This is a genomic window from Paenibacillus chitinolyticus NBRC 15660 (assembly GCF_000739915.1).
In the GTDB taxonomy this organism is placed as follows: domain Bacteria; phylum Bacillota; class Bacilli; order Paenibacillales; family NBRC-103111; genus Paenibacillus_F; species Paenibacillus_F chitinolyticus.
This window is the reverse complement of record NZ_BBJT01000001.1, coordinates 179,170-191,136: the sequence shown is the minus strand read 5'-3', so window position 1 is coordinate 191,136 and position 11,967 is coordinate 179,170. Positions and strand designations below refer to the sequence as shown.

The window sequence follows — 11,967 nt, the reverse complement described above, 5'->3', positions numbered from 1 at the left end:
CTCCGGTCGTGAGACGTACTTGTTCACAACGTAAAATCCGATAACCGGGCTGCCGCAAAGCATGTTATCAGCGCTTGTTGTAGCGGTCGAAGGCATCCTGGTAAATCTTCGTCACTCTATCGATCCCCATCTCCTTGATCCGCTTTACGTACTCGTCGAATTTATCCAAGGGCTCTTTTCCCATCACGAATTTGATAAACATTTCTTCCTTGTAACTCGTAATAGCCGTGTTCAGCTTGGCGATTTCTTTGCTCTCCTCTACGGTCGGCGTAATAAACTGCGGCATAACATGCTTCGCCGCATCGGTCTCGGACCATATTTTCAGGGCTTCGTCCTGCTGCTTGAATGTATTGAAGTTCTTCCGGCTGTCCCCGAGATAAGGTCCGTTCGGTTTCGTGTATTGGGAAATCATTTGCTGAAGGGTGTATTTCCCGTCCTTTGCGATTTTATCGGTAAATGCTGGCGTTCCGTTGTTCAGGGTATAGCTGTCGCCTTCCGTCCCGAAGTTAAACAGCAGACTGCCCTTCTCGCCGTACGCGTAATCCAGCCACCTCACGGCTAGCTCCGGATTTTTAGAGGCATCCGAAACCGCTTTGCTGGCAGCCGGATTATATTTGAAATCCCGCTGTCCGATGAACGGGCGCTCGCCTTTGGTCAGCGTCGGATAAGGAGCGGCGACGAGCTGAAAATTCGGATTCTTCTTCTTTCCCGTATCCATCCATCTTCCCATTCCGCCGCTCAGGAGATGAACCGTCGCACCGGTGCTGTCGTTCAGCATTTTCGTATCCAGTGATTTGGAATCCGTATTGAGGGCGAAATCTTTATCGATCAGCCCCTCCGCATACCACTTGCGCAGAAGCGTCAGCGCCTCTTTGAATTGAGGATCGACCGGCCCGTATCTGACTTGCCCCTCATCGTCGATATAGTACCGGTTTGCCGTTTTGTAGGCGCCGATAAAAGCGTCCTGGATGTTAAACTCGTTCTGATATAAGGCGGAAAACGGCGAGGCCGCCCCTTTGCGCTCTTTAAACGCTTTCAAAACGGTGTACCAGTCGTCGATCGTCACCGGAACGTCCAATTTCAATTCGTCCAGCCAGTCCTTACGGATCATGGGTCCCCGGAATACAAGCCCGTTCTCCGGGCGGATCATCGGAAACACGTAGTAATTACCGCTGTCCGTTTTGATCATTTTGTCCAGCTCTTTGTCTTGCTCGAGCAGCTTTTTCAAGTTCGGCGCGTACTTGTCGATATACGGATTGAGCGGAATGATCACCTTATCGGCGATGGCTTTCTCCGGTCCGCCCGGGTACGACCCGTTTCCGCCGCTCCAGTTGTACTCGATCACATCGGGCAAATTGTTGGACGCGATCAAGAGATTGAATTGATCTTTGGACTGACCGTCCGCCGGGTGCGTGTACTTCACTTTGATGCCCGTTTCTTTCTCCAGCTGCTTGCCGAACGGCGAGTCCGCCAGATTCGTTACGAATGCGGAAAGGTTCGTGTCCATCGGCTCCCACGAAGTTAGCGTTTCTTCCGCACGAATCGGGTATTTGCCGGGTTCCGAAGCCACCGCCGATTCTTTCTCTTCCTTCCCTCCTCTTCCACCGGCCGAACAAGCCGCGAGCATAACCGAAGCTGCCAGAATGACGATGACGCCCGAACGGCTGTTTTTTCTTCCCGCATGTCTGACCATGCAAACCCTCCTCTTCAAAATCACGGATGCACGGTTTCGTCGCGCATCTCAGTGTCAGTATGACTTGCCGCTGCCTCCAAAAGATATCTTCAAAAACCGGAATAGCCCATCAATTTGCCGAAATCCGGGGTGACCGGGAGCCTGTAAAAACCGCACTCCGTCTGTAAAAAACACACAAAAGCGTAAAACCGCACGCAGCGGTTTCTACAGGATTTCTTTGTATTTGCCCGGTGTGACGCCTTCGAATTTTTTGAAAATCCGGTTGAAGGTATTGATATCGGAATAGCCGACTTTCCGGGCAATTTCAATAATCGGGTCGCTCGATTGCGACAGCAGTTTCTTGGCTTCCGCAAGACGGACTTTCTGGATCACGTCCAGCAGCGCTTCACCCGTCTGAGCTTTGAACTGCTTGGACAAATAAGAAGGCGTGAGACCGAACGCTTCTCCGATCATGCTAATATTCAGGTTTTCCGAGCTGTAATTCTGCCGCACATACTCTGCTACCTGCCGGCTGAGCTGATCGTGCTCCGGTTTGCGGCTTTCCTGGATAAACCCGCATACGCGCGACAGCACCTCCCGCATACCGGCCGTCATTTCCTGGAGCGTCTCCGAGCCCGCCAGCCGTTCGGCCGGATTCAGTTCGCGGATCAGCTCCCGTTTGCCTGGCAGTCCGATTTCATCGAGCGCTTTGAGCAAGGTGCCGACCAGATCGAACAGCAGACAGCGGCTGAGAGGGACGGAAAGCGTCTTCTGCACCACATTGCGCTCAATAACTTGTTCCACGAGCGCATTCGCCTGCCCGAAATCTCCCGCTTTCACGAAGTTGATCAACTGCTGCTCCACATGCATCGGATAGGAATAGAAAGCCGCCTCCTCGAACTCGTCTCCCCCGGGCAGATCCCCGTAGGCGATCACTTCACCGCTACCCATAACGATGCGGTATTCCATCGCGGCCAGCGCTTCTTGATAAGCGAAGGGAACGGTCGCGAGACCCGCATGAACGCCGCTGATCGCGATCGTTAACCGGACCTGGAAATGGTCCAGCAAAAACGCTTGCACCTGCTGAGCGAGCCGCCGGATCTCTCCTTCGTCGGCTTCAGGACTGATATTCAAAATGCAGGCCTGCATATCGTCTATCCCGGCAGTGACCGCTCTGCATCTTCCGGCTACCGCCGCTTCTTCCGCCACGTTCATCAGAAGGAATTGAATCTGCCGGATTTTTTTGGCGTCGCCTCCGCCAGGCTCGTCCCACTTTCCGAATTGATCGATCCGGAAAAGCAGGACGGCATAGTGTTCATACGGAAACCCGATATCGTGAGCGGACAGGGATTCATGAACCGGCACATTGGGATCGAGCCTGCCTTTGAGAAGCCCCTGTAGAAAGTGGGACCGGATCGCATCCCGATGCTGCATCAACCGCCGGCTGACGTTCTCCTTCTCGGCAAAAGCGTTGTTCAACGCCTTCTGGACGAAGCCGTATTCATTGGACCCTTCTTCGAACGCCAGACCTGACTTGGTGGAGAGATTACGGATCAGAACATGAATGGGGCTGTAGTTCTTTTTCAGGAACAGGAACGTCAAAATCCCTCCGATCAAGAGGCTCAAAAACAAATTCACAAAAATAAGAACCGACATATGCTCCATCTTCTCGTCAAAAATCTCCGCCGGCATCATCGACACGTACTTCCAGCCGGTCTGTTCGGATGTGGTGTAGGATACGGCCAGATTCCTTCCGGCCGATTTTTTGTAAACGAGCCCGCTCTTGCCGGAGAGCTCCCCGTAGGCCGGATAATCGGTCTTTTGGTCGGTGCCGGAGGAAGCCAGCAGCCGGTTTTTCTCGTCCAGCACGGCTACGGAGGCATTGTGGACCGGCGCGAGATTCGCCAGAAGCTTGGATTCTTTGATCACAAAAAGAATGACACCGCCGGGAAGATCGGGATTGTCCAAAATAACCGATTTGGCGTACAGGACGGCGCCGGTTTTGCTGCCGTTCTCCGAAAGCGTCACCGGCGCATACTCCTGGATAAATCTTTTATCGAAAAAAGATTTCCATTCGCCGTAGTCCGTGCCTTCGTTTTCGCGTAAAGTCTCATATAAGACGCGGCTGTCCGTGCGTTCGCGGGATGATATGACCGTATCGCTATTTTTGTAATAGATATAAATCTGATCGATAAAATCGTTGGCCACCTTATATACGCCCAGATCACCCGCAATGCCGATCAGTTCATAGTGGTCGTCGTCCGTCAGAGGGCTGCCCGCATGGATAAACCCCGCAAGCCGCTTGTTGAGCGCCATTTCGACGCTAAGCCTTTCGATGCCTTTCAAATGATTGTCGATCGCCTGCTCCATCTGCTTGATCACGGCCTCATTCGACCGGTTGACTTCCGTTTCGACCACATTCCACGTCACCATATAAATCACACCGTTGATCAGAACGGGAACAAGCAGCACGGTTATGTAGGAAATGAGCCAGGTTACAATAACGCTGCGCCGATTAAATGGTATTCTCTTCAGGCTGTACACTCCCCCATCATCTCGTAATGTAAACGCTTTATTGAACATTATACCGAAAAGGAGAACCGGGAACATGAACGCGGGTCATGCTTCTTTTATGATTTTTTTGTAAAGGTGCATAAAAAAAGCCAGTGTTCTCAGCGGAACAGACTGGCTGTATGCTATCTCCGTTTCATTTACGTGCGGCAGCGCCGTGTCATGACGCCAACCTCACCACGAGAATACCGGCCAGGGCCAGAAGCATCCCGCACGCTTCCCTCCTGGAAATGTTTTCTTTGAGGTAGAACTGCGCGTACAGCAGAACCAGCACGACGCTCATCGCGCTGATGGCGGATACGATCCCCGTCACGCCTCCCCGGAATGCGGGGATGATGAACAGCATCCCGGCCAGGTTCGTGATGCCGACGGTCATCCCCCAGAGCACGGTCCGTTTCATCGACCACTCAGGGGATGCCGGATTGTCCGTGCCGCCCGTAGCAGGGTGCGTCCGAAGATCGTCTTCGCTGCCGGGAAGACCCTTGTCCTCGTCGGAGTGCCGTGAAATCTGCGCGTGCTGCGCATCGTGCCCGTATCCGAGCTCCCGGTCGTTCGTGCTGACGCTCGCCGTCTCGGAAGCCACGATTTTTTGACCCGTCTCCGCCGGAACCTTCAGTCTGGACAGCAGGTACATGCATGCGAACATGATGGTGCCTGTACCGTACATGACGGTTAGTAGAGGCAACGTATTCGCTGCCGATAAGGTCGCCTGCTTGGACGATAAATCCGTAAAGCCGAAGAACAGCATCGTCAGCAGGCCCCACTGGATTCCTTGCAGCTGACCCAGCTTCAGATCATGCGAATACCGGATGACGAGCAGACCGAGTATGACGATGCAAAAACCGGCCAGCTGCACGATGCCGAGCGCTTCTCCCCACAGAAAATACGCGAGAGTCGCCACGACCACCGGCGGCAGACCCGTAAACAGCGCGATCAGAGAGGCTCGTCCGACCGAATAGCCTTTATACATCGACGCGTTCGCAATAAAGGAGAAAAGCCCCATCGGAACCCCTAACCACACGCCGTAAGTCCATGCCTGGTTAACAAACAAATTAACGGCAAACGAGATCAAAGCGCCGGACAAATAAACGCCGAATAACAGCACATTCCGGTCGGTGCGCCGCTGGGAAGTCCATTGATACAAAATACCCCGCAGTCCAAAAGAGACCGCGGCAAGTGAAGCATACATAAACCACATCGTTCGTTTCCTCCGAGTCATGTTTGTAATGTCTATCATCTGTATAGTCATAATAGCCTTTAATACCGCCGGCTGTATACCCGGTTCCGGGTAAGCTTTTTCTGTCCGCTGCTGCGTCCGGGTTACGCCGGCATTTGATTTCCCCAGGATGCCGGGTCGTTTTCCGCAGCAATTCGCTCACAACGTCCGAATTTCATTATCTTGCGGTTTCATTCGGGAACGGGTACGTAAATGACCGGACAGAGGTATACTTTGTTCAGAAAGCCCGATTACCGCCCCCTTTTAATAACCGAAAGAAAGGATTTTGCGACATGAACTATTCCTGCGGCTCTGTCTTTTACCGGGCACTTAGGCCATTACGAAATGAAGTTTCCGTTTCGCTTTACGATTCACCCCTGAAGCCCGGGTATACAGGCACCGTCCTCCGTTCAGATTCAGATGGAATCGGAAATGACGGCTTTTGCGCCGGAGGAGGGATCGAACATGCCGGATAACATCGCCTGTCGGATCGCCGGGCTGGACTGGGATTCGATCCGGCTGTCTTTGGACGAGCACGGATATGCGAAGCTCCCTCCTATGCTCGAATCCTCGCAATGCGAAGAGCTTATCGGCGGTTACGGAGAAGAGCAGCTTTACCGCAGCACGATCAACATGGCCCGGTACCGTTTCGGACTCGGCGAGTACAAATATTATCGCGCCCCCCTTCCGGATGTGATTCGGGAGATGCGCGAAGCGTTTTATCCGCCGCTGGCGGACATCGCAAACTCCTGGCTGAAGCGGTTGGACAAAGAGACCTTGTACCCGGACTCGTTATCCGGGTTTTTGGAACAATGCCGCCGGGAGGAACAAACACGCCCGACCCCGCTCATCCTCAAGTATGAAGCCGGAGGCTACAATTGCCTGCATCAGGATGTATACGGAAGCGTGTTCTTCCCCTTCCAGGTCGTGTTTGCGCTGAATCAGAGAGAGCAGGATTACACCGGCGGAGAATTTCTGCTGGTGGAACAGCGGCCTCGCGCGCAGAGCAGAGGACATGTCCTTACGCTGGAGCGCGGCGAGGGTCTGATTTTCCCGACGACCCATCGTCCGGTGTCCGGCTCCAGGGGGTACTACAAAACTACGCTCCGGCATGGCGTAAGCACAGTAACGACGGGCACGCGCTACAGCCTGGGACTTGTTTTTCACGATGCAAAGTGACAGCCTTTTCTATTCCGGGCCTTTAAGTCCGACTCGTGCAGAAAGCCCAGCATTGAGGTATACTGGATAAATCTACATAGAGGAAGGACTGAATTATGCGCAGATATCAATACTTGAACCCGCCGAAGATAAATAAAACTGGAGGTAGAGTTATTGATGAAAGACAACCTGGAATCGGAAAGACTCCTACTGCGGACCTTGACGGAAGCGGATGCCCCCCGTCTCTTCGAGATCTGGTCTTCTCCCGACGTAACGAAATTTATGAATATCGACCCGTTCACGGAGGTTAAACAGGCAGCGGATATGATCGCCTTTCTGAACGGACTGGCCCTGGAAAACAAGGCTGTCCGCTATGCGGTCATCGAGAAGGAAGCGGATGCCATTATAGGTTCCTGCGGGTTCAATGAACTCGATTACGGACAGCGCAAAGCGGAAATCGGCTATGACCTGGACCCTGCTTTCTGGGGAAAAGGCTACGCGCCCGAGGCGATCGGATGCCTGCTTGCATACGCGTTCGGCGAGCTTGGAATGAACCTCATCGAAGCTAAAGTCGAGCCTGAAAACGTCAATTCGATCAAAGTTTTGCAAAAGCTGCGTTTTACATTCGCAGGCACGCTGAGCAGCGGGGAAGACGCCGATTCCGGCCCTTCTTCACCGCCTTTAAATCTATATACGAGAAGCCGGGAAGACTGACTCGCTCCGGCCGATCACGCAGCAAAGACTGCCGCACATTGAAGTTACCCCCTTCAAGTGGACAGCCTTAAAAAGCTTTTCCTAAGCAACCTTAATCCGGTACTCCACCGGACTAAGGTTGCTTATTTTTTTCTTGAAAACGCTCGTGGTTGTAAAAATAGATGTAACGTTCAACTGCTTCCGTGAGTTGAACCTCGGACGAAAAGGTATGGAGGCGGAGGCATTCCGTCCTGAGGTGCCCGATGAAGCTTTCAACGCAGGCGTTATTCCAGCAGCTTCCCTTGCGTGACATACTCGTTTTCATCGTTTTGCGCTTTAAGAGCGCATGATAGTGCTTATAGGTATACTGAAAGCCTTACTCACTATGCAGCAAGAACTTCGTGACTTTGCGTCTATGTACGGCCGCTTTGACAGTGTTCAGGACGAGTTTCAGGTTGTTATGCCAACTGATTCGGAAGGCAACTGCCTCGTTGTTGTAGAGGTCGAGATGACCGGCAGGTACAGGAAGTGAGCACCTTTCTCTATCTTAAAAAAGGCATGGACGGTTTTCCAGGAACTCCGTTGACTTTTTGATCTGAAAATGTGCATAATTTTGACTTTTTTCCCCACATAATCCGATATTTCGGCAAAATATACTCTCCTATATAGCCCAGTTGAGTCATGTTAATTTTCACATTGATGGATATAATTGGTTTACGGAATTCCGCATATACAAAAGAGGAGGAAGAAAGACATTCATGAAAACACGTAAATACCATTTGTGGGTAGGGTTGATCGCGTCGATATTTATTTTTGTGGAAGCGCTAACAGGCATTCTTCTGGTCCACACAAGCTCCATGGGTTTTAACAAGCAGGTACAAACCTACGAAGCCCCCGCGGCTTCGAGCACCGGTCAGCAGCCATTGAATGTGGCCGAAGCCGTTTTGAAAGCGAGCCAATCCGGCGCTTTTGATCTCTCGCAGGCCCGGCTCGTCATGAACCATACGCTGGGAGACGGCCATCACGGAACGGCGGGAGATTACAAAGTCCGGCTGCGCGACGACGATCAGACCCTCTATGTCATCGACCTGTACGGGAATGTGATTCGCAAGGAAGTAAACAATGTCAACAATTTCGTCCGGGATCTGCATTTCGGCGAGCTGTACGGCAAAGATATTACGTGGTTCGTCGATATCGCGGCCATTTCCATTATGTTTCTGACCGCCACCGGCATTGTCCTTTCCATCCGTGTTCTGAAAGCGGGGTCGATACGCAAAAGCAAACGTAAAAAGGCGGAAGCCGCAGGCTAGATCTCAACTTTGGAGGAGGTATGGATAATGTCTACGATTCTCGATACGATCGGCAATTCACCACTTATACGGTTAAACCGTCTTGTCGAGTCGGCGGATTCGGAAATTTATTTGAAAATGGAGCGTACCAATCCCGGCGGAAGCATCAAGGATCGTCCCGCGCTTTATATTATCGAAGAGGCGGAAAGAAGAGGCTGGCTGCGCCCCGGCGGCACGCTTATCGAATCGTCTTCGGGTAATTTCGGCATCTCGCTGGCCATGATCGGCGCGGCCAAGGGTTATCGCGTCATCGTGCTGGTAGACCCGAAAACGACGCCCGTCAATCTGGCCATGATGAAAGCGTACGGCGCGGAGGTTATCGTGGTCACCGAACAGGACGACAGCGGGTCCTATCACAAGACCCGGATCGCGCTGGCCAATAAGCTGCACCGGGAAATTCCCGGCTCGTTCCGGCCGGATCAGTGTTTCAACCCGTGGAACGGGGAGGCCCATTATGTTCAGACGGCGAAAGAGCTGATGGATCAAAGTGGTCACGGGATTGATGCCCTCATCGTCACCGTCAGCACAGGCGGTCAGATCGGAGGCCTTTCTCGTTACATCAAGGAATACGCCCCGCATGTGAAAGTAATTGCGGTCGATGCGGTCGGTTCGACCATTTTCGGCGGCAAGGCGCACGCCTATCTTCTGCCCGGCATGGGACTGAGCTGGACCCCGACCAATGTGGACGATTTGCGGCGTATCGACGAAATTTACAAAGTTCCGGACGAGGATGCGTTCCTCATGTGCCGCGTGCTTGCCAAGCACGAAGGAATATTGGGCGGCGGTTCGACGGGAGCCGGCATGGTCGCGGCCTGGAAGCTGGCGCAGCTCATGGGAAGGGGCAAGCGGATCGTTTGCGTCGCCTCCGACAACGGGGAACGTTACCTGCCGACCATCTATAATGACGACTGGCTGCAGGAACGCGGAATTTTGACGGATATCGGACTTCAGGAAATGAAGGTACGCGTCCGCGAGCTGCCTCCCTACAGCAGAAATCCGGCCGAAACGGCCAACTACAAACCCGAGCTGGCCGAACAGCTCGATTCCCCCAGCCGGCTGATCTCAAGGGAGCTGTTCCGGCATGGATAATCCGTATTCCTTCCGGTCCCTGCAAGTGTATGCGGTTACAATTCTGTTTTACTGCATTGTCTACATGGTGCTGATGATTCTTCCTTTCTATGCCATCACGGCCGGTGCCGGCGAAATGGAAATCGGTCTTATCATGGGGACGACGATGTTCGCCTCCATGATCTGCCGACCCATTGCCGGAACCGTTATCGACCGGTACGGGACCCGGAAAGTATTTGTGCTCGCGCTGCTTCTTTTCACCGTTTCTTTAGCGGGCTATTTCATTCCGAACCTGTGGCTTTTCGGGCTGGTCCGGGCGGTTCAAGGCATCGTAGCGGCTTTCTTTTCCACGGCCATGGAGATTATCACGATGGACCTGCTTTCCGAGAAAATGAGAGCGCAGGGCTTGTCCCTTTATTCCCTGGCGACCATGATCCCCTCGACATTCGGACCTACCATCGCACTGCTTCTGAAAGACTGGCTGCCGATGATCTGGATTTTCGGTTCGTTGTTTATGATGAGTATGGGCATATTCCTGTTCGGGCTGTCACTTTCCAGGCAAATGAAGCCGTCAGCCGCTGCGCCCCCGGCAGAAATTCCGGATGATCCGGCAGTGGGCCCTCTTTCCCGGAAAGGCGTATGGAAAAGCCGGACTCTGCTTCTCTCTTCCGCCGTTATGCTTCTTGCCTCGGTCGCCAACGGCGCCATTTTCACCTTCCTGCCCTTGTATCTGGAGAAACAAGGTCTGAAATTTGCCGAGCTTTATTTCCTCATTCAGACACTTGTGCTGGTTTTGACCCGGTTTGCGGGCCGGAAGTATATTCCTTCCGACGGGAGCTTTCCCGGCCGGATTCTGTTCCCCGCTCTCGCTTTGGCAAGCCTCGGCTCGCTGATTCTGGGAACCAGCCTGTCACCCGCCGTGCTGGCGGCTGCGGCTGTTTTTAACGGCATCGCATTCGCTCTGCTGTACCCGGCGCTGCTGACCTATGTGTCCTTCTCCGTCCCGCATTTTGCGCGTGGGCTGCTGATCGGTCTCTTTATCGGGGCCGCCGATCTCGGATTTTCGCTGGGGGCTTTGGCCATGGGACCTGTCGCTTCTTCCTTCTCGTTTCCGGTCATGTTTATTACGGGAGGCGCGCTTTGTTTGCTGGCAGGATTTGCGGGCTTAGGATTCCGCGTGCGGCGAACGGAAAACGGAAAGAACCGGACGGCAGCCGGGTTGTAAACTCTGCCCTGACGGATGACTCGGAAAATTTCGCTTTTATCGGCCATTTTACCTAAATACCGGACGATGTCGTGTTCACGGTGGAATATTCCGTCCGAACGGCTCAAACGGCTGTCTACAAACTGCTCGACATCGACAAAAAGATTCCCGGGATGTACCACGGGAACCATCATGCGAAGGTGCTGTTCGATTCGTTGGTGGCCATGGTCAGATAGCCCGCTCCAAGAAGCTCCCGCCGAACCGGCGGGGGCTTTTTTGGGGGATGCCGCTACATTTCTCCGCCCCCGCTGACTGGTAGGTAAGTGCCTGTCAAGTAAGAGCTGTCTTCGCTGGCGTAAAAAGCAATCGCCCGGGCGATATCAGCAGGCTGGCCGATCCTTCCGAGTGGTAAACGCGTCGCCTGCTGCTGTTTGAACGCTTCCGGTATCGAAGCGGTCGCATCCGTATCCACCATACCGGGCGAGACGATATTCGCGGTGATGCCCGCGCCGCCGAACTCTTGGGCAATATACCGGACAAAGCTGTTTAAGGCTCCCTTGGAGGTGCCGTGCGATATGAACAGCGGAGCCGCGTGATTGCCGAGTGCGCTGGACACATAAACGAGCTTCCCGTACTTCTGTTTTTTCATAAAAGGCAGTACGGCTTTGGTCGAGACGAAAGCGGCTTGAAGCTCATCGTTCGTCTTCTGGATAAACTCCTCCCAGGACATGTCTTCGAAGGACTTCTGGACAAAATTCATACCGGCGTTGTGGACCAGAATGTCTACCGTCCCGAAGCGGGATGCCGTTTCCGACACGAGCCCGTTCATCTGCTCCGCATTGCGGGCATCCGCTTGCAAAGCCGCAGCTTCTCCTCCGTTTTCCCGTATGGAAGCAACGACGTTCTCCGCAGCCGAAGCATTGCTCGCGTAATTGACGATGACTTTGGCTCCGCGTCCGGCAAGCAGCTTCGCTGCTGCGGCACCGATTCCCCGGCTCGAACCTGTTATAATGGCGACTTTCCCTTTCATCTGCGC

11 protein-coding genes are annotated in these 11,967 nt (G+C 53.4%); 6 read left to right on the top strand and 5 right to left on the bottom strand.

From position 1 onward, the window contains the following. Positions 1-67 precede the first annotated feature (67 nt). From PCH01S_RS00790 to PCH01S_RS00780, 3 genes are all read right to left on the bottom strand, one after another. The gene (locus tag PCH01S_RS00790) at positions 68-1,693 is read right to left on the bottom strand and encodes an extracellular solute-binding protein (protein ID WP_042225872.1); all 1,626 of its coding nucleotides are present in this window, start codon (positions 1,691-1,693) and stop codon (positions 68-70) included. Between the two features lie 204 nt (positions 1,694-1,897). After that, positions 1,898-4,216 carry a helix-turn-helix domain-containing protein gene (locus PCH01S_RS00785; protein WP_084706496.1) on the bottom strand — a complete coding sequence of 773 codons (2,319 nt, stop codon included), beginning with the start codon at positions 4,214-4,216 and terminating at the stop codon, positions 1,898-1,900. 187 nt (positions 4,217-4,403) lie between these two features. Next, positions 4,404-5,441, bottom strand: a complete 1,038-nt coding sequence (locus tag PCH01S_RS00780) for an EamA family transporter (protein ID WP_042225871.1) — start codon at positions 5,439-5,441, stop codon at positions 4,404-4,406. A gap of 483 nt (positions 5,442-5,924) precedes the next feature. Between PCH01S_RS00780 and PCH01S_RS00775 the strand changes: the two genes are divergently transcribed. Next, entirely contained in the window at positions 5,925-6,638 is a 714-nt protein-coding gene (locus tag PCH01S_RS00775) for a 2OG-Fe(II) oxygenase (protein WP_042225870.1), read from the top strand. A 156-nt stretch (positions 6,639-6,794) separates the two neighbouring features. Then, positions 6,795-7,331, top strand: a complete 537-nt coding sequence (locus tag PCH01S_RS00770) for a GNAT family N-acetyltransferase (RefSeq protein WP_042225869.1) — start codon at positions 6,795-6,797, stop codon at positions 7,329-7,331. 112 nt (positions 7,332-7,443) lie between these two features. Here the strand turns inward: PCH01S_RS00770 and PCH01S_RS31680 are convergent, their stop codons facing one another. Further along, positions 7,444-7,623, bottom strand: a complete 180-nt coding sequence (locus PCH01S_RS31680) for an integrase core domain-containing protein (protein WP_372011872.1) — start codon at positions 7,621-7,623, stop codon at positions 7,444-7,446. 445 nt (positions 7,624-8,068) lie between these two features. Here PCH01S_RS31680 and PCH01S_RS00760 point away from each other — a divergent pair, with 445 nt between their 5' ends. From PCH01S_RS00760 to PCH01S_RS29465, 4 genes are all read left to right on the top strand, one after another. After that, positions 8,069-8,620 (top strand): PepSY-associated TM helix domain-containing protein, encoded by a 552-nt coding sequence (locus tag PCH01S_RS00760; RefSeq protein ID WP_042225866.1) that lies wholly within the window; start codon positions 8,069-8,071, stop codon positions 8,618-8,620. Between the two features lie 27 nt (positions 8,621-8,647). Beyond that, positions 8,648-9,748, top strand: coding sequence for a PLP-dependent cysteine synthase family protein (locus tag PCH01S_RS00755; protein WP_042225864.1), 1,101 nt, complete (start codon positions 8,648-8,650; stop codon positions 9,746-9,748). After that, positions 9,741-10,952, top strand: a complete 1,212-nt coding sequence (gene cntE, locus PCH01S_RS00750; protein ID WP_042225862.1) for a staphylopine family metallophore export MFS transporter CntE — start codon at positions 9,741-9,743, stop codon at positions 10,950-10,952. The genes PCH01S_RS00755 and cntE overlap by 8 nt, the downstream gene beginning before the upstream one ends. A gap of 71 nt (positions 10,953-11,023) precedes the next feature. After that, on the top strand, positions 11,024-11,167 hold the full coding sequence (locus PCH01S_RS29465; protein ID WP_407670185.1) for a hypothetical protein: 144 nt from the start codon (positions 11,024-11,026) through the stop codon (positions 11,165-11,167). 53 nt (positions 11,168-11,220) lie between these two features. Here the strand turns inward: PCH01S_RS29465 and PCH01S_RS00745 are convergent, their stop codons facing one another. Next, entirely contained in the window at positions 11,221-11,961 is a 741-nt protein-coding gene (locus tag PCH01S_RS00745) for an SDR family NAD(P)-dependent oxidoreductase (RefSeq protein WP_042225860.1), read from the bottom strand. Between the last annotated feature and the right edge of the window lie 6 nt (positions 11,962-11,967).

Coding starts and splice junctions, on each gene's coding strand:
- PCH01S_RS00790 (WP_042225872.1), bottom strand. CDS start 1,693: ATGGTCAGACATGCGGGAAGAAAAAACAGCCGTTCGGGCGTCATCGTC.
- PCH01S_RS00780 (WP_042225871.1), bottom strand. CDS start 5,441: ATGTGGTTTATGTATGCTTCACTTGCCGCGGTCTCTTTTGGACTGCGG.
- PCH01S_RS00775 (WP_042225870.1), top strand. CDS start 5,925: ATGCCGGATAACATCGCCTGTCGGATCGCCGGGCTGGACTGGGATTCG.
- PCH01S_RS00770 (WP_042225869.1), top strand. CDS start 6,795: ATGAAAGACAACCTGGAATCGGAAAGACTCCTACTGCGGACCTTGACG.
- PCH01S_RS31680 (WP_372011872.1), bottom strand. CDS start 7,623: ATGTCACGCAAGGGAAGCTGCTGGAATAACGCCTGCGTTGAAAGCTTC.
- PCH01S_RS00760 (WP_042225866.1), top strand. CDS start 8,069: ATGAAAACACGTAAATACCATTTGTGGGTAGGGTTGATCGCGTCGATA.
- PCH01S_RS00755 (WP_042225864.1), top strand. CDS start 8,648: ATGTCTACGATTCTCGATACGATCGGCAATTCACCACTTATACGGTTA.
- cntE (WP_042225862.1), top strand. CDS start 9,741: ATGGATAATCCGTATTCCTTCCGGTCCCTGCAAGTGTATGCGGTTACA.
- PCH01S_RS00745 (WP_042225860.1), bottom strand. CDS start 11,961: ATGAAAGGGAAAGTCGCCATTATAACAGGTTCGAGCCGGGGAATCGGT.